Source organism: Nocardia sp. NPDC059180 (assembly GCF_042754945.1).
Lineage (GTDB): Bacteria > Actinomycetota > Actinomycetes > Mycobacteriales > Mycobacteriaceae > Nocardia.
In genome coordinates, this window is the sequence record NZ_JBHZBU010000009.1 from 104,573 (window position 1) to 127,337 (window position 22,765).

The 22,765-nt window shown below is 68.4% G+C and carries 24 protein-coding genes; 13 read left to right on the top strand and 11 right to left on the bottom strand.

All coding sequences use genetic code 11. The features are described 5' to 3' along the window. The first annotated feature begins 1 nt into the window (after position 1). The 4 genes from ACFXNW_RS24935 (at position 2) to ACFXNW_RS24950 (ending at position 2,494) form a co-directional block, all read left to right on the top strand. On the top strand, positions 2-784 hold the full coding sequence (locus ACFXNW_RS24935) for a DNA-formamidopyrimidine glycosylase family protein (protein WP_379420211.1): 783 nt from the start codon (positions 2-4) through the stop codon (positions 782-784). Between the two features lie 88 nt (positions 785-872). Continuing rightward, complete coding sequence (locus tag ACFXNW_RS24940; protein ID WP_379420212.1) at positions 873-1,067, top strand: hypothetical protein; 195 nt, start codon at positions 873-875, stop codon at positions 1,065-1,067. 33 nt (positions 1,068-1,100) lie between these two features. Continuing rightward, positions 1,101-1,664 (top strand): TetR/AcrR family transcriptional regulator, encoded by a 564-nt coding sequence (locus tag ACFXNW_RS24945; protein WP_379420213.1) that lies wholly within the window; start codon positions 1,101-1,103, stop codon positions 1,662-1,664. Beyond that, positions 1,661-2,494: an MBL fold metallo-hydrolase gene (locus ACFXNW_RS24950; protein ID WP_379420214.1), complete on the top strand. Its 834-nt coding sequence runs from the start codon at positions 1,661-1,663 to the stop codon at positions 2,492-2,494. The genes ACFXNW_RS24945 and ACFXNW_RS24950 overlap by 4 nt, the downstream gene beginning before the upstream one ends. A gap of 31 nt (positions 2,495-2,525) precedes the next feature. On the opposite strand, the gene glpD is transcribed toward ACFXNW_RS24950, so the two are convergent. Continuing rightward, positions 2,526-4,259, bottom strand: coding sequence for a glycerol-3-phosphate dehydrogenase (glpD, locus tag ACFXNW_RS24955; protein ID WP_379420215.1), 1,734 nt, complete (start codon positions 4,257-4,259; stop codon positions 2,526-2,528). A gap of 189 nt (positions 4,260-4,448) precedes the next feature. Between glpD and glpK the strand changes: the two genes are divergently transcribed. Further along, the gene (gene glpK / locus ACFXNW_RS24960) at positions 4,449-5,948 is read left to right on the top strand and encodes a glycerol kinase GlpK (protein WP_379420216.1); all 1,500 of its coding nucleotides are present in this window, start codon (positions 4,449-4,451) and stop codon (positions 5,946-5,948) included. On the opposite strand, the gene ACFXNW_RS24965 is transcribed toward glpK, so the two are convergent. The 5 genes from ACFXNW_RS24965 to ACFXNW_RS24985 form a co-directional block, all read right to left on the bottom strand. After that, positions 5,930-7,135: a PLP-dependent aminotransferase family protein gene (locus ACFXNW_RS24965; RefSeq protein ID WP_379420217.1), complete on the bottom strand. Its 1,206-nt coding sequence runs from the start codon at positions 7,133-7,135 to the stop codon at positions 5,930-5,932. The two genes, glpK and ACFXNW_RS24965, sit on opposite strands and share 19 nt — an antisense overlap. 161 nt (positions 7,136-7,296) lie before the next feature. Continuing rightward, the gene (locus ACFXNW_RS24970; protein WP_379420218.1) at positions 7,297-7,491 is read right to left on the bottom strand and encodes a hypothetical protein; all 195 of its coding nucleotides are present in this window, start codon (positions 7,489-7,491) and stop codon (positions 7,297-7,299) included. A 160-nt stretch (positions 7,492-7,651) separates the two neighbouring features. Then, entirely contained in the window at positions 7,652-8,677 is a 1,026-nt protein-coding gene (locus ACFXNW_RS24975; RefSeq protein ID WP_379420219.1) for a hypothetical protein, read from the bottom strand. 73 nt (positions 8,678-8,750) lie between these two features. Next, the gene (locus ACFXNW_RS24980; RefSeq protein WP_379420220.1) at positions 8,751-9,776 is read right to left on the bottom strand and encodes a hypothetical protein; all 1,026 of its coding nucleotides are present in this window, start codon (positions 9,774-9,776) and stop codon (positions 8,751-8,753) included. A gap of 288 nt (positions 9,777-10,064) precedes the next feature. Then, a complete protein-coding gene (locus tag ACFXNW_RS24985) occupies positions 10,065-11,468 on the bottom strand; it encodes an NAD(P)H-quinone dehydrogenase (protein WP_379420221.1) in 1,404 nt (467 codons plus the stop codon). A gap of 132 nt (positions 11,469-11,600) precedes the next feature. Between ACFXNW_RS24985 and ACFXNW_RS24990 the strand changes: the two genes are divergently transcribed. After that, positions 11,601-12,080 (top strand): gamma-glutamylcyclotransferase, encoded by a 480-nt coding sequence (locus tag ACFXNW_RS24990; RefSeq protein WP_379420222.1) that lies wholly within the window; start codon positions 11,601-11,603, stop codon positions 12,078-12,080. A 1-nt stretch (position 12,081) separates the two neighbouring features. Here ACFXNW_RS24990 and ACFXNW_RS24995 read toward each other — a convergent pair whose 3' ends face one another. The 3 genes from ACFXNW_RS24995 to ACFXNW_RS25005 all read right to left on the bottom strand — a co-directional run bounded on the left by ACFXNW_RS24995 (position 12,082) and on the right by ACFXNW_RS25005 (position 15,320). After that, positions 12,082-13,254: a M20 family metallopeptidase gene (locus tag ACFXNW_RS24995; protein WP_379420223.1), complete on the bottom strand. Its 1,173-nt coding sequence runs from the start codon at positions 13,252-13,254 to the stop codon at positions 12,082-12,084. Continuing rightward, on the bottom strand, positions 13,251-14,546 hold the full coding sequence (locus ACFXNW_RS25000; protein ID WP_379420224.1) for a M20 family metallopeptidase: 1,296 nt from the start codon (positions 14,544-14,546) through the stop codon (positions 13,251-13,253). Before ACFXNW_RS25000 ends, ACFXNW_RS24995 begins: the two co-directional genes overlap by 4 nt. A gap of 69 nt (positions 14,547-14,615) precedes the next feature. After that, positions 14,616-15,320, bottom strand: coding sequence for an enoyl-CoA hydratase-related protein (locus tag ACFXNW_RS25005; RefSeq protein WP_379420225.1), 705 nt, complete (start codon positions 15,318-15,320; stop codon positions 14,616-14,618). Between the two features lie 117 nt (positions 15,321-15,437). Here ACFXNW_RS25005 and ACFXNW_RS25010 point away from each other — a divergent pair, with 117 nt between their 5' ends. Together ACFXNW_RS25010 and ACFXNW_RS25015 are read left to right on the top strand one after the other, a co-directional pair. Next, a complete protein-coding gene (locus ACFXNW_RS25010; RefSeq protein WP_379420226.1) occupies positions 15,438-16,217 on the top strand; it encodes a purine-nucleoside phosphorylase in 780 nt (259 codons plus the stop codon). Further along, positions 16,218-17,726 (top strand): phospho-sugar mutase, encoded by a 1,509-nt coding sequence (locus ACFXNW_RS25015; protein ID WP_379420227.1) that lies wholly within the window; start codon positions 16,218-16,220, stop codon positions 17,724-17,726. A gap of 39 nt (positions 17,727-17,765) precedes the next feature. Here the strand turns inward: ACFXNW_RS25015 and upp are convergent, their stop codons facing one another. Further along, on the bottom strand, positions 17,766-18,389 hold the full coding sequence (gene upp, locus ACFXNW_RS25020; protein ID WP_379420228.1) for a uracil phosphoribosyltransferase: 624 nt from the start codon (positions 18,387-18,389) through the stop codon (positions 17,766-17,768). A gap of 145 nt (positions 18,390-18,534) precedes the next feature. Here upp and ACFXNW_RS25025 point away from each other — a divergent pair, with 145 nt between their 5' ends. The 5 genes from ACFXNW_RS25025 to ACFXNW_RS25045 are packed head-to-tail and all read left to right on the top strand — an operon-like array spanning position 18,535 to position 21,993. Beyond that, a complete protein-coding gene (locus tag ACFXNW_RS25025) occupies positions 18,535-18,852 on the top strand; it encodes a type VII secretion target (protein ID WP_379420229.1) in 318 nt (105 codons plus the stop codon). A 4-nt stretch (positions 18,853-18,856) separates the two neighbouring features. Further along, entirely contained in the window at positions 18,857-19,978 is a 1,122-nt protein-coding gene (locus tag ACFXNW_RS25030; protein ID WP_379420230.1) for a C40 family peptidase, read from the top strand. Next, on the top strand, positions 19,975-20,325 hold the full coding sequence (locus ACFXNW_RS25035; protein WP_379420231.1) for a hypothetical protein: 351 nt from the start codon (positions 19,975-19,977) through the stop codon (positions 20,323-20,325). The genes ACFXNW_RS25030 and ACFXNW_RS25035 overlap by 4 nt, the downstream gene beginning before the upstream one ends. Before the next feature lie 31 nt (positions 20,326-20,356). Beyond that, on the top strand, positions 20,357-20,704 hold the full coding sequence (locus tag ACFXNW_RS25040) for a YbaB/EbfC family nucleoid-associated protein (protein WP_379420232.1): 348 nt from the start codon (positions 20,357-20,359) through the stop codon (positions 20,702-20,704). A 26-nt stretch (positions 20,705-20,730) separates the two neighbouring features. Beyond that, on the top strand, positions 20,731-21,993 hold the full coding sequence (locus ACFXNW_RS25045) for a primosomal protein (protein WP_379420233.1): 1,263 nt from the start codon (positions 20,731-20,733) through the stop codon (positions 21,991-21,993). Between the two features lie 28 nt (positions 21,994-22,021). On the opposite strand, the gene ACFXNW_RS25050 is transcribed toward ACFXNW_RS25045, so the two are convergent. Then, complete coding sequence (locus ACFXNW_RS25050; protein ID WP_379420234.1) at positions 22,022-22,696, bottom strand: hypothetical protein; 675 nt, start codon at positions 22,694-22,696, stop codon at positions 22,022-22,024. Positions 22,697-22,765 lie beyond the last annotated feature (69 nt).

Consider the following 22,765-nt stretch of genomic DNA (forward strand, 5'->3'; position numbering starts at 1 on the left):
GATGCCCGAAGGTGACACCGTCTACCTCACCGCACAACGCCTGCGTGCGGCGCTGGCCGGTGAGGTGCTGACCCGCAGCGACTTCCGCGTCCCCCGCTACGCCACGGTCGATCTGCGCGGACAAACGGTGGACAGCGTCGGCAGCTACGGCAAACACCTGTTCATCCGCACCGAGACGGTGAGTATCCACACCCACTTGAAAATGGAGGGCAGCTGGCGAGTGTTCCACTGTGGCCAGCGCTGGACCCAGCCGCGCGTCACCGCCCGCGTGGTACTGGCGGCCGAGGAGGTGGAGGCTGTCGGGTTCTCCCTCGGCATCGTCGAGGTGCTGCGCCGCGGCGAGGAGCACCGCGCGATCGACCATCTCGGCCCCGACCTGCTCGGCCCCGACTGGGATCCCGCCGAGGCCGTTGGCCTGCTCATGAACCATCCCGGCGAAGCCATCGGTATCGCCCTGCTCGATCAGCGCAATTTGGCGGGCATCGGCAATATCTACCGCAGTGAGGTGTGCTTCCTGCGTCGCGTGCACCCGGCCACCCCGGTCGCGGCCGTGCCGGATCTGCTCGCACTCGTCAACGAAGCGCATCGGGTCCTCACCACTGCCGCGCACCAGCCGCCGTGGCGTCCGCTGGCCTATGGCCGCACCCGCAGACCGTGCCAGCGCTGCGGCACTCCGATCAAGGTCGAGCTGCTCGGCGAGACCGCGCCCGAGTCGGATCGGGTGTCCCGTCGTGAGCGCGGCATCTACTTCTGCCCTCGCTGCCAACCTGCGGTTTCGCTGTGATTTGCCCTTCAATTGCTAATGATTCAACGAGTTCGTACGACAAGGACGGCGTAGTCGATTTCGCCGACCGATCGAAAGCGAGCACCACATGCGGGCACCGACGACGCGGCAGCGCCTGGCCGCCATCGCCGGCCGCGTGCTGACCACCGTGCTCGCCGTCCTGGCCACCCTGCTGTTCAGCTATCTGCTGCTGCATGCGACCGGCCCGGCGCTCTCCCCCGTCGTACCTCCGGCCCCTGCGCCGCCGACGCAGCAGATGGAACGATTCTCCATCGCTCACTAGACCGGTCGTCATAGTTCGCGTAACGTCTCCCTCGTGACTCCACGCACGGACTCCCGGCAGCGCTTCATCGACGCCGCCGCCGACCTGTTCCACACCCAGGGCTATCACGCCACCGGCCTCAACCAGCTGGTCACCGCGGGCGGAGCGCCCAAGGGCTCGCTGTATTTCCACTTCCCCGGCGGCAAGGAACAACTCGCCGCCGAAGCGCTCGGCCAGTCCAGCAGGCAGCTGAACGCGGTCCTCGCGGCCGCACTCGAACACGGCGATATCGATGCTGTATTCGATCTGCTGGCAACCACACTCATCGAATCCGATTTCGAACGCGCCTGCCCGCTGGCCTCGGTCGCGCTCGATGCCTCCGACAGCGAACCGATCCGCACCGCCTGCGCCGACGGTTTCGAATCCTGGCGGGTCACCATCGCGGATTTCCTCCGGGCCGAGGGCGTCGACGCCGAACGCACCGAGCACCTGTCCACCGTCGCGCTCGCCATGCTCGAGGGCGCCCTGCTGCTCGCCAAGACCAACCGCGATATCGCGCCACTGCGCGCGGTCGCCGACCACTTCCACACCCTCTTGGACCAGGAGTTGTCCCGATGAAGATCCATCACCTCGACGGCGGAACCATGCGCCCCTTCGGCGGCCGCCTGCTCACCGGGTCCGGCGGACTGCTGCACCGCGGTGAGATGGTCTGCCACTGCCTGCTCATCGAGCACGACACCGGACTGGTGCTGGTGGAGACCGGCATCGGCGAACAAGCCGTGCGCCGCCCCGCCGAATGGCTCGGCAGCCAGTTCATTCAGATGACCAGGCCCGTCCTCGATCCGGCGCGGACCGCGGTCGCGCAGGTGGAGCAGCTCGGCTACCGGCGCGAGGACGTCCGCGATATCGTGCTGACCCATCTCGACCTCGATCACGCGGGCGGCCTTGCCGACTTCCCGCACGCCCGCGTACACGTCTACGCGGAGGAAATGCAGGCCCTGGAAGGTAAGTACGGGCCACGAGAACGGTTCCGCTACCGCGCGATCCAGTTCGCGCACGGCCCGGACTGGCAGCTGCACGGCGAGCAAGGCGAGCCATGGTTCGGGTTCGAGGCGGTACGTGAACTGGCCGGTGTGCCGCCGGAGATCTTGCTCGTGCCGCTGGCCGGGCACACCCGCGGGCATGCGGGCGTCGCCGTCGATACCGGCGACGGCTGGCTGCTCAGCGCCGGTGACGCCTACTTCGACCCAGGGGTCCTCGACGCCACCCACCCGCATCAGCCATTGGGTATCACCGTCTTCGAGCGCCTCGTCCAGACGGTCGCCGAGTCCAGGATCGACAATCAGCAGCGACTACGCGAACTCATCGCCGCCCAAGGCGATGACGTCCGAATCTTCTGCGCCCACCACGCCGGTGAGCTGCGCGAGATGCAGTCCGCCGGGGTCTGAGTCAGCGGTCTACAGCTCCGAACGCCGCGGATCAGCGATCCAGCGGGACCGGCTCCAGAATCTCCGGCCGCGGCTCCGGCGCGGCCACCCGCAACGCGTCGGCGCCTGCGTCGTCGGGCTGGGTCTGGGAACAGATCTCGGCCTCGACCCGGGCCAGATAGAGGCCGACCTCCCGGTCGACATCGTCATCGTCCCAGCCCAATACTGGCGCCACGAGCAGCCCCACCTGCTCGGCACAGTCCGCACCGCGATGGGAGTACTCGATGGAGATTCGGGTGCGCCGCGCCAGGATGTCGTCCAGGTGCAGCGCGCCCTCGGCGGCCGCCGCGTAGACCACCTCGACCTGCAAGTACGACGGTGCGTCGGTGAGCGGTTGCAGCAGTTCGGGCTTGCCATCGGCCAGGGCCATGACCTCGTCGATCAGTGAGCCGTACCGGTCGAGCAGATGCTTGATCCGGTACGGGTGCACGCCGTAGGCCTCGGCCAGTTGCACGGTCTGGTTGACCAGCGCGAAGTAGCCGTCGGCGCCGAGCAGCGGCACCTTCTCGGTGATCGAGGGCGACACCCGGGCCGGAATGTCCTGCGCCGCCTCATCGACGGCGTCATAGGCCATCACTCGGTAGGTGGTGTACTTCCCGCCCGCGATGGCGACCAGACCGGGCGCGATCCGGGCGACGGCGTGTTCGCGCGAGAGCTTCGAGGTGTCGTCGCTCTCCCCGGCCAGCAACGGCCGCAGACCCGCGTACACGCCGTCGATATCGTCCGGGGTGAGCGGGGTGACCAGCACCCGGTTGACGTGCTCGAGCAGATAATCGATATCGGCCTTCGTCGCGGCCGGATGCGCGAGGTCGAGGTTCCAGTCGGTGTCGGTGGTACCGATGATCCAGTGACTGCCCCACGGGATCACGAACAACACCGACGACGCGGTGCGCAGGATGATCGCCGCATCGCTGACGATCCGATCACGCGGGACCACGATGTGTACACCTTTGGACGCGCGCACATGGAAGCGCCCGCGCTGATGCGACAGGGCCTGGATCTCGTCGGTCCAGACTCCGGCCGCATTGATCACGACGTGCGCGCGGGTCTCGGTGGTCCGCCCGTCCTCGCTGTCGCGCAACTTGACCCCGACCACTCGATCGGCCTCGCGCAGGAAGCCGACGACCTGGGTGGAGGTACGGATCACCGCGCCGTAATGGGCGGCGGTGCGGGCCACGGTCATGGTGTGGCGGGCGTCGTCGACGACGGTGTCGTAGTAGCTGATCCCGCCGATCATCGAATCGCGACGCAGACCCGGCGCCAACCGCAGCGCACCATGCCTGCTCAGATGACGCTGCCCGGGCACCGATTTCGCGCCGCCCATGGTGTCGTAGAGCAGCAGACCGGAGGCCACATAGGGCCGTTCCCACACCCGCCGGGTCAGCGGATAGAGGAATCGCAGCGGTTTCACCAGATGCGGTGCCAGCATCGACATGGAGAGTTCGCGTTCGGCCAGCGCCTCACGGACCAGCCCGAACTCGAGTTGCTCCAGATACCGCAGTCCGCCGTGGAACATCTTCGACGACCGGCTCGACGTGCCCGACGCCAGATCACGCGCCTCCACCAGCGCCACCCGCAAGCCACGAGTCGCGGCGTCGAGCGCGATCCCCGCGCCGACAACGCCGCCGCCGACGACGACCACGTCGAAATGGTCTTTGCCCAGCCTGCCCCAGGCATCCAGCCGCTGCTGCGGACCGAGGAACTGCGATTCGGGCTTCTTGGTCATTGCTCGGCTCCTCCAACCGACGCAAGCGTCGGTGGTCGACGTTGTGGTCTGTGATCGGGCGCGTTCGAGCTTCGGAGTACACCCTATCGCCGCAGCTGCACCCCACGCGTGCGACGCCCTTGCGCGCCTGCGGTTCCTGGATGCCCCGAGCCCGCCGTGACCGGCCGCGGGTTCCGGTAGCCTGCACCAATGCGACGCTATGTGGCCGCCATCGATCAGGGAACGACGTCGAGTCGGTGCATCGTTTTCGACCGCGCGGGGCGCGTCGCGGGCCTCGCCCAGCGCGAGCACGAACAGCTGTTCCCGCGGCCGGGCTGGGTGGAACACGATGCCGAGGCGATCTGGCACAACACCGAAGCCGTGCTCGGCGAGGCGCTGACGGCGACCGGCATCACCGCCGCCGATATCGCGGCGGTGGGCGTCACCAATCAGCGCGAGACCACCGTCGTCTGGGACCGGGCCACCGGCAAGCCGATCCACAACGCCATCGTCTGGCAGGACACCCGCACCGAGTCGCTGTGCACCGAACTGGCGGGCGAGGTCGGCCGGACCAGGTACCAGGACCGCACCGGCCTGCCGCTGTCGACATACTTCTCCGGCCCCAAGCTGCGCTGGATTCTCGATCATGTCGAGGGCGCGCGCGAACGCGCCGAAGCGGGTGAGCTGTGCTTCGGCACCATCGACAGCTGGGTGCTGTGGAATTTGACCGGTCAGCATCTGACCGATGTCACCAACGCCTCGCGCACCATGCTGATGGATCTGCGCACACTGCAGTGGGACGGCCAGATCTGCGCCGAATTCGGTGTGCCGATGGCCATGCTGCCGCAGATCCGCAGTTCCTCGGAGGTGTACGCGGAGATCGCCTCGGGCCCGCTGGCCGGTGTTCCGGTAGCCGGAATCCTCGGCGACCAGCAGGCCGCCACCTTCGGCCAGGCCTGCCTGTCACCCGGTGACGCCAAGAACACTTACGGCACTGGCAATTTCATGTTGCTCAACACCGGGACGACGCCGGTGTTCAGCAAACACGGCCTGCTCACCACCGTCTGCTACCGCCTCGGCGAGCAAGCGCCGGTCTACGCGCTCGAAGGTTCGATCGCCGTCACCGGCTCGCTGGTGCAGTGGTTCCGCGATAACTTGGGCATCGTCTCCTCGGCCGCCGAGATCGAGCCGCTGGCACGCAGCGTCGACGACAACGGCGGCGCCTACATCGTGCCCGCGTTCTCCGGTTTGTTCGCCCCGCGCTGGCGGCCGGACGCGCGCGGTGTCATCGCCGGCCTGACCCGTTTCGTGAACAAGGCCCACCTGGCCAGGGCCGTGCTCGAATCCACCGCGTTCCAGACCCGCGAGGTCACCGACGCCATGCGCGCCGACGCCGAATCCCAACAGCTGCGACTGGAGTTGACCACGCTCAAGGTGGACGGCGGCATGGTGAACAACGAACTGCTGATGCAGTTCCAGGCCGATATCCTCGGCGTCCCGGTGGTCCGGCCCGTCGTCAACGAAACCACTGCTCTCGGCGCCGCGTATGCGGCGGGCCTGGCCGTCGGCTACTGGGCCGGTACCGACGATATCCAGGCCAACTGGGCCGCGGACAAGACCTGGGAGCCCGCCATGACCGATACCGACCGCCGGGAGCGGCTCGACGCGTGGAACAAGGCCGTCGAGCGCACCTACAACTGGACCGACTGAGCCGGAGCCTGTGTGACGGCCGCGTGGTCGAGCCGGTCCACGGCCTCGGCGAGGGTGGCGGGCGCGGCCGTGGAGAAGCACATGCGCAACGACTGCGGGCGCGCGGTGCTCACCGAGAACGCCTGTCCTGGCACGTAGGCGACACCGGCGTCGAGTGCGTGCGGTAGCAGCGCCGTGGTGTCGGTGCCGTCGGTGAAGTCCGCCCAGACGAACATGCCGCCGTCGGCGTCGGTGCAGGTGAGCCGATCACCGAAGGTGTCACGCAGTGCGGTGACGAGTGCGGTCGCGCGTTCGGCGTAGGCGGTGCGGACGGTATCGATATGTCCGGCGAGCCAGTCGGTGTCGGCGAGCAGGTCGGTTGCGATCTGCTGGGTCAGCGCCGAACCGCACAGATCGGCGCCCTGTTTGAGCAGCTCCACCGCGCGGCACACCGGATCCGGTGCGACCATCCAGCCCACCCGCAGGGTCGGCGCCAAGATCTTGGACGCGCTCGATAGCCGGATCACCTTCGGCGAATACGTCGCGACCGGCTCCGGGGCGGGCTTGTCGAACCGCAGCTCACCGTAGGGATCGTCCTCGATCACCCAGAACCCGTACCGGTCGGCGAGCGCAGCCAGTTCCCGGCGGCGCGCCGGGCTCATGGTGACCCCACCGGGGTTGTGGAAGTTGCTCACCGTATGCACCACGGCGGGACGTTCACCTCGGGCGAGCAGCTCGCCGAGCAGGTCTGTCCGCATGCCGTCGGCATCCAGCGGCAGCGCCACGATCCGCGCGCCTGCCGCACGGAAGACCTGCAGCGCCCCGACGTAGGCCGGATCCTCTACGACGACCAGTGCGCCCGGATCGAGCAGCACCTCCGACAGCAGCGACAGCGCCTGCTGGGAACCGTGGGTGACGAACACCTCGTCGATCGGGACGGCCCGGCCCAGCCGTGTGCTCTCACGTTCGGCCAGCAGGGTGCGCAGCGGACCCCACCCGGGCGATTCGGTGTATTGGAGAGATGCTGTGTCGCGTAGTGCGGTGTCGGCGGCTACCGCGATCCGCTCGCGTGGCATCAGCGCCGCGTCGGGTAGACCACCGGCGAGGCTGATGATCTCCGCGCGCGCGGTGAGTTTGAGCAGGTCACGGATGGCCGAGCTGGTCAGGCCACTCAGTCGGCCGGCCAGGGGCGGAAGGTGCTGCGACATGGAACCTCCAGGGATTACGCGAGGTGCGCCGACTCCACTGTCGCATATCGCTGACCATACTGTGAAATTATCGTCTCATATTTTGAGACAAGATCTTTTTCCCGGGAAACGAATCGGCCCCATCCCGAAACCGAGATGGGGCCGATTCGAATGCTGCGCCGTTAGCGCCGCGGCTCCTTGTACTTGCAGTCCTTCGTGACGCCGGGCTGGCACGGCGGCTGCTTCTTGGTGTCCTTACAGTCCTTGGTGACACCCGGCTGGCACGGACCGGCCACCGCCATAGCAGGCGCAACAGTCGCCCCAGCGGACAGCAGGCCGACCACGATCACGGCACCGGCGAACGATTTCTTCAACATGGGTACTCCCTCCCTAGATTCCGCTCCGAACCCTACCGGAGAGAATCCGCGCAAAGCAATAGCAATCCCTGCACTACGTCCGCGAAAGCTGTTGCGCCCATGCTGTTTTCATGAAGCTCGCACCGCGAGGCTTTCAGATCGAGCCAGAGTTCGGTTCGCCTCACCGGTCCAGGATGGCGAGGATCAGATGCTTGCCGCCCTGCTCGATGGTCTTCACCGTCTGCGGGTACACGAAGGTCCTGCCGTCGGGCCGGTGCTCGGTCAGGTCGACATCGAAGACGTTCGGCTCACGCTCGGTCATTCGCACACAGTAGGTGGTGCCGTCCGGGATCTGCTCATCGATGACCAGCTGCAGATCCGCGGCGGGCAGCACGTTCGCCTCCGGTGCCGCGAAACTGTGCGCCTTCGCACCATCGCGCGTGGAGTAGAACGCGTGCTGGTAGCCGAGAATGGCTCCGGCCCCGCTCGCGGTATCACCCGCACCGTTACCGACGGTGACGTTGCCGTCCTTGCTTGCCGGGCAACTCAGGGCGGCGCTGGTGGTGGCGGGCGCCTGTGCGGATCCGGCCTCACTGTCGTCACCGGTCATCAGCACGATGGTCAGGGTGAGCGCGACCAGCACGGCGACGACCGCCGCCGATCCGGCGATGATCGGGCCCATCGGGCGCTTCGGTTTGGTCGGACGCGCCAGCGCCTCACTCACCGACTGCGGTGTCAGGCGCTTGGCGATCGGATCGTCGGCCCAGGACAGGCCCGGTTCCTGCGCGGACTCGGCAGGCGGGGCGGGCGGCTCACCGGATTTGGTCGGCTGGTTCCACCAGGTCTCGTCCTCGGTGGTCGACAGGCGGACGGTGCGGTCCTCACCTGCATCCGCGAGCTCGGGGCGCGGTGGCCGCGGCGGATTGTCCAGGAAGGTGGTGCTGTCGGGCGCGCGGAACTGCGGCGGCGGCGCGGGCACGCTCGGCGGCGGCTCCTGCGCGGTTTCACCGGCCGGGCGCCAGGTCAGACCTGGTTTCTCGGGTGCCGGTTCCGCCTGCCACCCCACATCGGGGCCTCCGGTGGTCGGCGGACCGAAATCGCTGAGCGGCGGACCGAAATCCGACATCGGCGGCCCGAAGTCTCCCACCGGCGGGCCGAAATCCGATCCGCCGGACCCGCTGTCCTTGCCTTCGCCCTCGCCCGACACACCCAATCCTTTCCCCGGAACACACGTGTGGGGCGGCCGCGAACGACCGCCCCACCCGCCGATTCAGCACATATCAGTACTGGAGTGAACCACCCCACTGGGTGGTGACGCCAGCGACATTGATCGTCTGCGGGTCCAAGTTGCCCGGCTGCACGATAGTCGGCAGTTTAACCTGCGACGCCGCATCGAGCGCGGCGACGCCACCCGGCTGCTGGGCGATCCACTGCTCGACGGTCGCCTTCGCGGCGTTGAGCTGCGTGGTGTCGAGCACGGTCTCGAACTTGTTGTCGGCCAGGCCCGCGCCACCGGTGAAGGTGTTCACCTTGATGTGGTTCTGGTCCAGGTACTCCCACGCGATGCCCGCGTCACCGCGGCCGGTGGGCGTGCTGTAGCCGACGGTGCCGACGTAGCCGGCCTCGTTGGTGAAGTGGTGAGTGTTGGCCAAGTGGCCGGGCAGCAGGCCACCGGCGTCGATGGTGGCGCCGACCTCGGCGTGCGGACCGGTCATCTGCACGACCGGAGCGGCCGGAGCGGCGTCGAGGCGCGGGGCCTCCCACTGCGGCTGCACCAGGGTCTGGGTGTCCGACTCGGCACCCGGCTCGATGGCACGCGCGCGGTCGGCGTCGATGGCCGGTTCGGCCTCACTGCCGCCCTCGGGCGTGACGACGCCCTCGGCCCGCGGATCGATGACACCGGGACGGTTCGGATCGATTTCGCCCGGCTTCTGGTCCGGCACGACCACCGGCTGCACCGGGCCCTGGCCGGGCACCGGCAGCGGCGCAACGCGCGGCGCGGTGACACCGGGCTGGCGCGGCGCGGCCAGCTTCGGGTCCTTCTGGTCGTCGGTGTTCGGGGTGGTGACACCCGGCTGGCTCGGAGTGGCGTTGCCCTGCGGGTTCTCCGGCTGCGCGGGGTCGGTGACACCCGGCTGCGTCGGCGACTGCGACTGCTCCGGCTGCGTGGTACCCGGCTGGCTCGGCGACTCGTCCTGCGTCGGCGCCGGGTTCTCCGGCTGTTCGTTCGGAACGGCCCCCGCCGGCGATGCGAACAGAGTGGCTACGGCCGCCGCGGTGGCCAGCGGCAACGAAGTACTCGCCATCGCTCGCTGCGCCCGACTCGGCTTACGATGTTTCACTTTTCGCCCAATCCCTTTCCCGGGTGCGGTCGCGCGGACCGCACTCAGCTGTCTTTGGTGAGACGCTCGGACTGGCAACAGCCCAGGGCTGCCCGCCGTTCGCGTCAGGAAAGGAAACCCCCCGACACCAAACCACACGACCACCCATCGATCGCATCTCTGCGGGAAGTGAACCACAACTGTGCCGTGCAGGCAACGTGACGAAACCTACCCACTCGCAGGAACACTCGCCCCGGTGCCGCGCGGGGTCACTCAGTCCAGATCGTCGTGACGCATGAGCAGGCGAGCGGCTTCGGTGACCGACCCGGTCAGCGAGGGATACACCGAGAAGGTCTGCGCCAGATCGGTGACGGTCAGATTGTTCTGTACTGCAAGGGCAATCGGCAGGATCAGTTCCGAGGCGATCGGCGCCACCACGACACCGCCGATCACCACGCCCGTGGCCGGGCGGCAGAAGATCTTGACGAATCCGCGCCGCAGCCCCGACATCTTCGCGCGCGGATTGGTGTTCAGCGGCAGCATCACCGTCCGGGCGGGGACCTCACCGTTATCGATGGCGGTCTGGCTGACGCCGACGGTGGCGATCTCGGGCCGGGTGAACACCGCCGAGGCGACGGTCTTGAGCCGGATCGGGTTCACACCTTCGCCCAGCGCGTGGTACATCGCGATCCGGCCCTGCATGGCGGCCACCGAGGCCAGCGGCAGCAGACCGGTGCAGTCACCCGCGGCATAGATACCGGGCACGGAGGTGCGCGAGACACGGTCGACGCGCAAGTATCCGCCGCGGTCGAGTTCGATACCGACGCGATCCAGGCCGAGATCAGCGGTATTGGGCGTCGAGCCGACGGTCATCAGCGCATGCGACCCGGAGACCGTGCGCCCGTCTGCCAGCTTCACCACAATGCCCTCCGCCGTGCGCTCTACCGCGTCGGCACGGGCGTGTTTGACCAGCTCGACACCGCGCTCGGCCAGCGCCTCCTCCAATACGAGGGCCGCGTCCGCGTCCTCACCGGGCAGCACCCGGTCGCGACTGGATACCAGCTTCACCCGCACACCCATTTCGGTGTAGGCGGAGACGAATTCGGCGCCGGTGACACCGGAACCCACCACTACCAGGGTCTCCGGCAGTTCGGTCAGGTCGTAGAGCTGACGCCAGTTGAGGATGCGCTCACCGTCGGGTTCGGCGCCTGGCAACACCCGCGGACTGGCGCCGGTGGCGATGAGCACCACCTCGGCCTCGATGACCTCCTCGGTGCCGTCGTCGAGGACCGCGCGCACCCGATGGGCGGCAAGGCCGGTGGCTCGATCGATCAACTGCCCGCGGCCCGCCAGCACCGTCACCCCGACGGTCTGCAGCTTGGAGCGGATATCGGAGGACTGGGCCAGCGCCAGCGCCTTGACTCGGGAGTTCACCTCGGGCAACTTCACCATGGCCTGGCTCGGATCGAGTGTGATCCCGAGATCGCGGGCGCGGCGCAGATCGGTGCGCACTCCGGTAGAGGCGATGAAGGTCTTCGAAGGCACGCAGTCCCACAGCACACACGCCCCGCCGATTCCGTCGGAATCGATCAGCGTGACCTCGGCGCCGTGCTGGGCCGCCACCAGCGCCGCCTCGTAACCGGCCGGTCCCCCACCGATGATCGCAATGCGGGTCATGGATACCTCCGCTCGAGCAGTTGGACCGGGATCTCCGGTTCTCGTCAACGTTATCCGGCCAGGCCCGCGCCGGATCGACGCGGTAGGCCGCGCCGCAAGCGCGCCAAATCCAACACCGGTTACCCTTTGCTGGTGCCGATCTACGCCGCTTACGGGTCCAACATGGACTCGTCCCAGATGCTCGAGCGCTGTCCGCACTCCCCCATGTCCGGAACGGGGTGGCTGGAGGGCTGGCGACTCACCTTCAGTGGCGACGACATCGGCTGGGAAGGCCCGCTGGCCACCGTCGTCGAGGAACCCGGCTCCCGGGTGTTCGTCGTGCTCTACGACGTCTCACCCGAGGACGAGCAGCGGCTGGACCGCTGGGAGGGTTCGGATTTCGGTATCCATCGCAAGATCCGGCTGCGGGTGACCCCGAGCCCTGGCAGCGGCACCGAACCGATCCTGGCCTGGCTCTACGTCCTCGACGCCTACGAGGGCGGGCTGCCCTCGGCCCGATACATCGGCGTGATGGCCGACGCCGCGGAGAAGGCGGGCGCCCCCGAGGAGTACGTCCACGCCCTGCGCACCCGCAACAGCCGCAACGTCGGCCCCGGTAACTTCAGCGCCTGAGTCAGCCCGCCTGCAAAACGATATTGCTCAGCACCCGCACGCCGACCGCGAGCGCTCGCTCGTCGATGTCGAAGGTGGGCTGGTGCAGGTCGAGCTGGTCGCCCTCGCCGGACCAGACGCCGAGGCGCGCCATCGCGCCGGGCACCTCTTCCAGGTACCAGGAGAAGTCCTCGCCGCCGCCGGACTGCGGGGTGTCGGCCAGCGCGTCGGGGCCTGCGGCGCGGATCGCCTGCTCGAACATCCGGGTGGAGTGCTCGTCGTTGACGACCGGCGGCACGCCGCGACGGTAGTTGAGCTGGTAGCGCACCCCCGTCGGCGCCAGCAGGCCGTCGACGATCTCGTGCACCATCGGCTCGAGCAGCGACCAGGTCGCGTGGTCGCCGGTGCGCACGGTGCCGGTGAGCATGCCGGTCTGCGGGATCGCGTTGGGCGCCTTGCCCGCGCTGACCGCGCCCCACACCATCACCGTGCTGGTGCGCGGATCGATACGGCGGCTGAGCAGCCCGGGCAGCCCGGTGATGACGGTGCCGATGGCGTAGACCAGGTCGCTGGTCAGATGCGGGCGTGAGGTGTGCCCGCCCGGCGAGTCGAGGACCAGTTCGACAGTGTCGGCCGCCGAGGTGATCGCACCCACCCGGACACCGACCCGGCCGACCTCGAGCCGCGGATCGCAATGCAACGCGAAGATCCGGTCGACACCCTCCATGGCGCCGGCCGCGACCACATCGAGGGCACCACCCGGCATCACCTCTTCGGCGGGCTGGAATACGAACCGCACGCCGACCGGCAGGTCCGCCTCGGCCAGCGCGAGCGCGGTTCCGAGCAGGATGGTGGTGTGCGCGTCGTGACCGCAGGCATGTGAGACACCCGGGACGGTCGAGGCGAAACTCAGCCCGGTGAACTCCTGCATCGGCAGCGCGTCCATATCGGCGCGCAGCGCGATCCGCGGGGTCTCGGGGCCGATGTCACAGATCAGGCCGGTGCCGCCGGGCAGCACCTTGGGCGTGAGCCCGGCCTTGGTGAGCCAGGTGGCGACGAATTCGGTGGTCCCGAACTCGGTACGCGATAGTTCCGGGTTGGCGTGGATGTGGCGCCGCCAGTGGACGAGGTCGACCGTGTGCTCGGCCAGCCACGCGTCGACCACTTCCTGTCCGGTAGATACCGAACTACTCACCGAAACTCCTCCTGTCGCTGAACGAGCCGTTGCAACAACCTGTCTCTGTGTAGTGCATCGCTTGCCACCGCGATCGCGGTACGCGCGAGCGCCGTGGCCGCATCGATCACCGCTCGATCGGCCGAGGCGTTGACGCTTGCCGCGGCGAAGCCGGGCTGATGCGTCACCGCGCCATCGGCATCGATGCCGATGACCGGGTGTATCCCCGGGATGACGTTGGTGACGTTGCCCATGTCCGTGCTCCCGAGCGGTCGCTGCGCTTCGAGCTCGGGCGCGATCGGCGTCCGTCCCAGATCGGCGATCTGCTCTCGATAGGCAGACAGTAATGCCGGGTCAGGGGTGAGCTCGGTATAGGTGGGCGCGAGCGTCCGTATGTCGTGGGTGCAGCCGGTCGCGAGGGCGCCCGCCTCGAAGCAATCGGATGCTCGTCGCATCAGTTCGCCGAGGGATGCGGAGTCGGCTGCTCGCAGGTAATACAGCAGTTCCGCACGTCCGGGCACGATGTTGGGGGCTACGCCACCGTCGCCGACTATACCGTGCAGTTGCTGGCCCGGCCGCAGATGCTGGCGCAGCAAGCCGATGGCGACCTGTGCGACGGTGATCGCGTCGCCGGCGTTGCGACCTTCTTCCGGCGCGGCGCTGGCATGCGCTTCACGGCCGTGGTAGACCACCGACAGGTCGGCCAGCGCCAGGGAACGCGCACCGACGATGTCGTACGGACCGGGATGCGCCATCAACGCCATCGCGATGTCGTCGAAGACGCCGCGTTCGAGCATCAGCACCTTGCCGCCGCCGCTCTCCTCGGCTGGGGTACCGAGCACAACGACGGTGATGCCGAGCGCGTCGGCCACCTCGGCCAGCCCCAGCGCAGCACCGGTCGTGCTCGCGGCGATGATGTTGTGCCCGCAGGCGTGTCCGAGTTCGGGCAGTGCGTCGTATTCGGCGCACAGCCCGACGGTGAGCTCACCGCTGCCGTAGCTGGCGCGGAAGGCGGTGGGCAGCTCGGCGACGCCGGTCTCGATCTCGAATCCGCGCGCGGCCAGCGGCGCGATCACCTTGGCGACGCTGCGGGTCTCCTCGAAGGCAAGCTCCGGTTCGGCGTGGATGGAGTGGGAGAGCGCGATCAGCTCATCCGAGGCGGCGGCGATGGCGGCGTCGGCGGCGCGCCCTACTCCCGAGTGCGCGACGAAGCCTCCGCGAGCTGCGCGGTCGTCGTGACGCGAATCACCGTCGCCGCGCCGGGCGGTGTCGGCGCTGCGCTGTTCGGACTGGCCGCTGCGCGGGGGTGACATGGCATTCAGTGTCGCACTGCGTACCGATGTCCGCGCACGCCGCCGTGGCCGAGCGCAGTGGCCGGGTGGCTATCCGGCGGCGAACGCCAGGTTCTCCGGTGTGGTCGGCACCGCGAGCCCGGCCAGCGCGTTCGCGTGCAGCGCACGCTTGATCACCGGCAGGTTCGGCTTGCGGTTACCGGCCAGCGCGGCTGCCTGCGCGACCGCGGCGGCGACCAGTGCGTCCGCTTCGGCCTTACCGTCGACGATGCCCGCGGCGATGGCTTCGTCGGCCGCGAAGCGATACCCGGTCGTCATGGCCTTGACCGCGACCTGGTTGGTCAGCCGCTCGGTCAGCAGCGCGTTCATCCCGATGGTGAAGGGCATGCCCAGGTGCACCTCGGGCAGGCTGTAGAAGCCGCGATCGGCGCGCATCAGCCGGAAGTCGTGCGAGGTGGCGAGCATGGCGCCCGCACCGAAGGCGTGCCCGTTGACGGCCGCGACGGTCGGCATCGGGAAGGTCAGCAGCCGGGTGTAGATCGAATGCACCTTGTCGAGGTATCCGTGCATCTGATCCAGGTTGCCGAACAGCCAGTCGGTGTCGAGGCCGTTGCTGTAGAACTTGCCGGAGGCGGTGGTCACCAGCGCGGCCGGGCCCTCGGAGGCCTCGACGGTGTCGAGGTGGGCGTGGATCTCGGCGATCCAGTCCGGGTGGAAGCGGTTCTCGCTGTCGGTCTGTCCCTCGTTGCCGAGGTAGAGCACGAACACATCCCCATCACGTTCCAGATACGGCATGCGTGCAGCGTATCGGTATCGGCGAGCAAGTCCTACTCACGGGTAGCAAGTGATTCGGTGTGCTCGGTCACCTCCGAGTCCCGGCCGCCACGGGTCCGGGCCGATACAGTTGCCGTCATGCTTGCCGAACAGGCCGCCGAAGCGATCGCCGAGCGGACAGGAGTGCCGCGCCACCCGGTCGCGGTGGTGCTCGGATCGGGCTGGCAGGACGCCGCCACCGAGATCGGGACACCCACCGCGTCGGTGTCGATGTCGGAGCTACCCGGCATCGCGGTACCCACCGCGCTGGGACACGTCGGCATGGTGCACTCCATACCGGTCGGCGATACACCGGTCCTGGTTCTCATGGGCCGCCAGCATCTCTACGAGGGCCACACACCCGACGACGTGGTGCGCCCGGTGCGCGCCGCCGTCGCCGCGGGCGCCCGCACGGTGCTGCTCACCAATGCCGCGGGCGGTATCCGGCCCGGCCTGCACGTCGGTGAGCCGGTGCTGATCAGCGACCATCTCAACCTCACCGGCCGGACTCCGCTGTCCGGCGCGACCTTCGTCAACATGGTCGACGCGTGGGATCCGGAACTACGCGCGGTGGCGCGCCGGGTGGATCCGTCGCTCACCGAGGGCGTCTACGCGGGCTTGAACGGCCCGCAGTACGAAACACCCGCCGAGATCCGAATGCTCGGCACCCTCGGCGCCGATCTGGTCGGTATGTCGACGGTGCTGGAGGCGATCGCCTGCCGCGCACTCGACGCGAGGGTTCTCGGTATTTCCCTCGTCACCAATTTGGCGGCAGGCGTCACCGGCGAGGCGCTCTCGCATGCCGAGGTTCTGGCCGAGGGCCGGGCGGCGGCGCCGCGACTCGGCAAGCTGCTGCGCGGCGTGCTGGAGCTGCTGTAGATGCTGCGATTCGGGACGGCCGGACTGCGCGGCCCACTACGCGAGGGTTCTGACGGCATGAACGTGACCACGGTCGGCCGCGCGAGCGCGGGCATCGCCGACTGGCTGCGGGATCGCTGCCTCGGTGGCGGCCGAGTGATCGTCGGGCGCGATGCTCGCCACGGTTCGGCCGAATTCGCCACCGCGACCGCGGAGATCTTCGCGGCCGCCGGGTTCCCGGTGACGCTGCTGCCCGAACCGCTACCGACCCCGGTGACCGCCTTCGCGGTGCGTGAGCTGGGTGCGGTAGCCGGGGTCCAGATCACCGCCTCGCACAATCCGGCCACCGACAACGGCTACAAGGTCTACCTCGACGGCGGCGCGCAACTGCTCGCACCGGCCGATACCGAGATCGAAAGCCGAATCGAGGCGGTCACCGAGCCGATCGCACGCACGCCGGTCGAGTCCTCCGGTGCCGATCTGGTGCGCCGCTATCTCGACCGGGTGAGCGCGCTGCCGAAACTCATCGGCGGCCCCGGCGAGCGCGCGGACATCCGGATCGCACTCACCCCGCTGCACGGAGTCGGTGGCGAGACCGCACGCGCGGCGCTCGCTGCGGCCGGGTTCACCGATGTGCATGTGGTGGATGAGCAGTTCGCCCCCGATCCGGATTTCCCGACCGTCGCATTCCCGAATCCAGAGGAACCCGGTGCCACGGATCTGCTCGTGGCGCTTGCCGAACGGGTCGGCGCCGATATCGCGATCGCGCTCGATCCCGATGCCGACCGGTGTGCGGTCGGCGTGCCCGAGGCCGATGGCAAGGTGCGGATGCTGCGCGGCGACGAAACCGGTGTGCTGCTGGCGGATTGCGTGTTGCGCACGGCCCCCGCCGACGCACTGGTCGCGACCACGATCGTCTCTTCGCGGCTGCTGTCGCGGCTGGCACCCGCCCGAGGCGCGCGGTTCGCCGAGACCCTGACCGGCTTCAAATGGCTGGCCCGCGCGGGTGATGGGCTGGTCTACGCGTACGAGGAGGCGATCGGGCACTGCGCCGACCCGGCCGCGGTGCGCGATAAGGACGGCATCTCCGCGGCCGTGCTGGCTGCCGATTTCGTCGCACGGCTGAAAGCGGGCGGACGCACGTTGCTCGACGAACTCGACGATTACGCGGTCGAATTCGGCCTGCACGCCGGCGACCAGGTTTCACTGCGCCTACCCGATCAGGGCGCTGCGGCAGCGGTACTCGACAGGCTGCGTTCGGACCCACCTGCCGTCATCGCCGGTATGCCGATGCAGGTCACCGATCTGAGCGCGGTCCGCGGACGCATGCGCACCGACGCGCTGATCTTCGAGGGCGAGTCGACGCGCATGGTCATCCGGCCGTCCGGGACCGAGCCCAAGCTCAAGTGCTATCTCGAGGTGGTGCGACCCGTGGGCGTTTCGAGCGACCTCGCTGCGGCCAGGACCACTGCCGCGCAGCAGCTCTCAGAATTGCGCGCGTTCTGCACCACGCTGGAAGAACAGGCCTGAACACATCCGCTACTGCGGCAGTGTCGATCCGACGTCAGCTCAACGCGGCCCGAATTGCCGATCACCGGCGTCACCGAGGCCGGGCACGATGTAGGCGTCGGCGTTCAGCCCGGTATCAATGGCCGCGGTGATCAGCTGCACCGGAAGACCCGACTCTTCCAGCGTCGCAACCCCTTCCGGGGCCGAAACGACGCACAGCGCGGTGATGTCGGTGGCGCCGCGATCGGCCAGCAGTTCCAGGGTGTATCGCATGGACCCACCGGTGGCCAGCATCGGATCCAGCACGAACACCGGCATCTCGGACAGGTCGGCAGGCAGCGATTCCAAGTACGGCACCGGTTGGTGGGTCGTTTCATCGCGCGCGATTCCGACGAAGCCGACCCGTGCGTCGGGAATGAGTGCGGCAGCGGCATCGACCATTCCGAGCCCGGCCCGTAGCACCGGCACCAGCAGCGGCGGCTTCGCCAAGCGCGCACCGTCGGTGACGGTGATCGGCGTGTTGATGTCGAAACGGGTCAGCGGCGCGTCGCGCAGCGCCTCATAGATCAGCAGACCTGTCAGATCGCGCAACGCCGAACGAAACGCCGAGTTCGTGGTGCGCTCGTCCCGAAGAATGGTCAACAGGGCCGCGGCCAGCGGATGATCCACAGTGTGCGTTCGCATGAAGGAACGATAAAGTCGAATCCGGGTTCGCCGCCGAAGTCGCCGAAACTTTTTCCGACGATCTGGAACCGATCGGCGGATCGCTGCGTCGAATCAGGTAGATGACATACTCTGCCCGGAAACGAAGACGATGGGGGAAGCTCTGATGAAGAGGATCTCAGCGGATACCGAGGGCATCGCCGCGTACGGTGCCACCGCCGGGGTGATGGCGGGTGAACTGGCCGCGGCGGGTGCGGGTGCCGCCGGTGCGGGTCCGGCGCTACTCGGCCCGATCTTCGGTCTGATCGGTGGTGATTTCATGACCGCCTACGCCGCCACGCACGCAGGGCACGTCGCCGCGATCGGCCAGCTGTCCGCCGTGGTGTCGAGCATGAGCACCGCCGCGGTGGGTGCGGCGACGAACTACTCGACCACCGACACCGATATCGCCGACTCGCTGCGGACCACGTCCGCAGAAGGGTGAGCCGGTGATCGACATCAACGTGCTGGCGAAGCCGATCTTCGATCTGCTCTCCAGCTTCGGAACCGGTGTGCTTCAGGTCGGCGGCCCCGGCGACGCACTGCGGACCACCTCGACCGCGATCGACCAGGTGCACGAGCTGGGCCGGACGGGCATCAACCAGATGAACGGCGTGTGGGACGGCAAGGGCGCCGACGCCGCCACCTCGAAGGCCCTGCGGGTGCAGACCAGTGCCGCCACCATCTCCGACCGCGGCAACGAGATGTCCACGGTCGTCGGGCAGGCCGCGGCCGAGGTCGAGACCGGGCAGAAAGATCTCACCTCCATCGCCCAGTCCTTCGTCGACTCCGCTGTTGCCGCGGGCCCCACACTTGGCACGCCGGTGGGGCTGAGCGTGCTCGTCGGCTCGGCCATCGACCACCTCGGCCAGGCGCTCGGCGTGGTCGGCCGGGTCCAGAACGAGCTGACCACGCAAACGGCCTCGATGCAGCAGCTGGCGCCACCGCCGTCCACCTCGCTCGCGAGCGTGGCCTCGCCGGTCAGCAGCGCGACCTCGGGCCTCGGTTCGATGGCGTCCGGCGTCATGGGCACCGCAGGCTCGATGATCAGCTCGGTGATGGGCTCGTCGTCCAGCAGCTCGGGCACGAGCAGCAGCTCCTCGGGTCGCACCTCCACGAGCGCGGCCTCGAAGTCCGGCTCCGGCACTACCACCAGCGGTAAGGCTACCGGCGAGGGCGTCATGATCACCCTGCCCGACGGCAGCGAGGTCGAAGCGCCCAACGAGAAGGCGGCGACCGCCGTGAAGTCCGCGATCGGTGCGGTCGGCACGCCCTATGTCTGGGGCGGCAACACCCCCGGCTCGGGAATCGACTGCAGCGGCCTGACGAAGTACGCCTATGGCGAAGCCGGAGTCGAGCTGCCACGTCTGGCGCAGGAACAGCACATCGGACACCCCCAGGTGTCACCGGGCGACCTTCAGCCCGGCGACCTGGCGGTATGGGACGGCCATGTCGCCATGGTCGTCGGCAATGGTCAACTCGTCGAGGCCGGTGACCCGGTCTCCATCAGCTCGATCCGAACGGAGAACTTGGACATGGAGTTCTACGGCTTCTACAGGCCTACCGAATGAGCGAACAGCAGGGCGCGCCCGTCCCCAACGTCACCGTGGCGGCCAGCAGCAACCGATCGGGCACCATCTCGGTCCGGGCCACCGACCAGGGGATGCCGGTGGAGATCAAGTTCGAGCGCAGCGAATACCGTTACGGCGCCCAGGCTCTCGCCGCGGAGATCCTGCGCCTGACCCAGCGCTCCACCGTCGCCGCCAAGGCGCGCCGCCGCGAGGTCCTCGCCGAATCGGGCATGCCCGACGACATCCTCGACCGGCTCGGCCTGCCCACGCGTCAGCAGGCCGTGGACGAGCTGGATCGCATCGATGATGCCGACACTGGACAGACGAGCTGGATGAGGCCGGTATGAGCGAGCGAAGCATGAGCAGCGAGGTGCTGGCATGAGTGCCGAAATGGATGCCCTGGTTGCCGGGGCCACGCAGAAGCTCGAGGCGCTCGAGGCCGCGCTGTACGGGCTCGAGCAGGTGCGCGGGCAGTTCACCACCGAAGACGGCATGATCAGCGCCGAGGTGAACAGCGACGGCGCGCTGGTCGGGCTGACGCTGGCAGAAACCGCCACATCACTGCCGCCCACCGAGGTCGCCCAGCTCATCATCTGGGCTTGTCGGCAGGCCGCGGAGGACGCGGGCGGGCAGCGCTCGAACGTCGTTGCCGCACTGAACGAGTCGTTCGCGCCCGAGCCGCAGGCCGCCGCGGGTGCCATTGGTGGCAGCCCGGATAGTGCCTGAGCCAGAAGCTCGATAGGCTTCGGCACATGGCTTCTGGAGACATCGTCCCGATCGAACTCGGCCTGACCGACGGCGATCTCGTCACCCTGTGGGCACCGCGCTGGCGTGACGGTGACGACGAGTGGGAGGCGTTCCTCGGCCACGAGGACGCCCTCTACGGTTTCGACTCCGTCGCGGAACTGGCCGCATTCATCCGGACCGATTCCGATAACGATCTGGTCGACCATCCGGCCTGGAAGGTCGTGGCCGGTCTATCGGCGGTGGAACTGGAGCCGGAGGAGAACTTCACCTTCGACCTGATCGGGGTTCCCGAGCTGGTCGCGGGCGATCCGGACGCCGAAACCGTCGCCGAACTCGAGGACACTCTCGCGATGGTCCGCAATATCGGCGAGGTGTGCGAGCTGGAGGTGGTGACCAAGTTCTTCGGCTCGCATCCGGTGCTCGGCGCGCTGCCGGGCGGCCTCAACGCCTTCATCGGACGCGACGGTGAAGAGCTCTGGGATCAGATCGGCGCCGCCGTCGCCAAGGACTGGGATGCCGTCGTCGACGCGATCGACTCCGTGGTGCAGACCCCGGATGTCGACGCCGCGGCGGTGTCGGTGGCCGAGGCCGAGCTGCTCGCCGCGGAGGAGAACGTTGTCGATGCCGATGATGCGGCCGATACCGACAGCGACAGCGACTACGAGCCGGTCGATCTCACCGAGGACAGCCATGAGGACGAAGACGACGAGGACGAGGACGACTCGCTGTGGCATGAGGTCGGCATCGACCCGATCAAGATCGTCTCCGGCGAGGGCACCTACTTCACGCTGCGGTGCTACCTCGACGACGAGCCGATCTTCCTCGGCACCAAGGGCGCGATCGCGGTCTTCGGCTCCGAGCGCGCGCTGGCCCGCTACCTGGCCGACGATCACGAACACGATCTCGCACGGGTCAGCACCTTCAGCGATGTGCAGACCGCCGCGGTGGACGGCTCGCTCGAGGTAGAGGTCACCGACGAGAACGTCTATGTGTTGCCCGGCCTGGCCGACGACCTCGGCGACGGTCCCGAATCCGTCGATATCGAACAGCTCGATCTTGCGGTCGAGCTGCTCACCGATGCCGCCGACTACGCCGACGACGACGCGGTGGAGCAGGGTCTGGCCCAGTCCACCCCGCTCGGCTGGTACGTCTCCTACCTGCTGAACCCGGATCCGACCCGGATGGCCCCGAATCCGCCGTTCACCGCCGAGGCGCAGGCCTGGCGGGAACTGGAACGCAACTTCGAGGCCCGGCTGAACCAGAAGTGATCCGGCCCGGCCGGACCGGGCGTCAGTGCTATGCCCGGTTCAGCCGGATCCAGATCTGCTCGGCCCGTCCCAGCAAACGACCGTCGACGCCGTACACAGCGGTCGACGCGAACGATTTGCGTCCCTGTTCGCCTTGTTCGGCGCCGACGACGACGCACTGCTCCCCCACAGCCGGTAGTTCGAGCACCCGCGCGGTCATCGAACCGAGCAGCGCGGGTCGCTCCAGCATTCCCGGCAATGCCCAGCCACCGGGGCAGTCCATCGCCGCCCACAGCAGGGTCTCGTCGATCGGCACCGCATCCGTCGGCACCCACGGCGCGGCCACGATACCGTCGCGCACCGCGCCGGGCGCGATCCGCAGACCGTCCGGGCGGGCGGTTCCGCAGACGAAGCAGTACCGGAACATCTCACTGTCGTTCTCGTAAGCCGCGGCCGCCGTCCGAGCGTCGTCGAGCGATACCGCGCCGGGCGCCTCTCGCTCGAATGCGCCCTCGGAGGTTTCGGCGATGACGGTGTCACCGTCGTAGAGGCTGCCCTCGCGCAGGACCAGCGGCACATCCAGCGGCGCCGGGGCACGCAACATCACCCGAACCTGCCGCGGCGGCGTCCCGTGCAGGTGCGCCGCGACCAGGCCCGCGACATAACCGCCGTTCCCTGAGTCGGCGGGGCCATTGAACCGGCGAGCAATCCGCAAATCCGTCACGACTCCAACCTAACCGGCGCTCTCAGACCCTCCGTCCGCCGCCGACGACGGTTTCCGGGAGGGCTGACC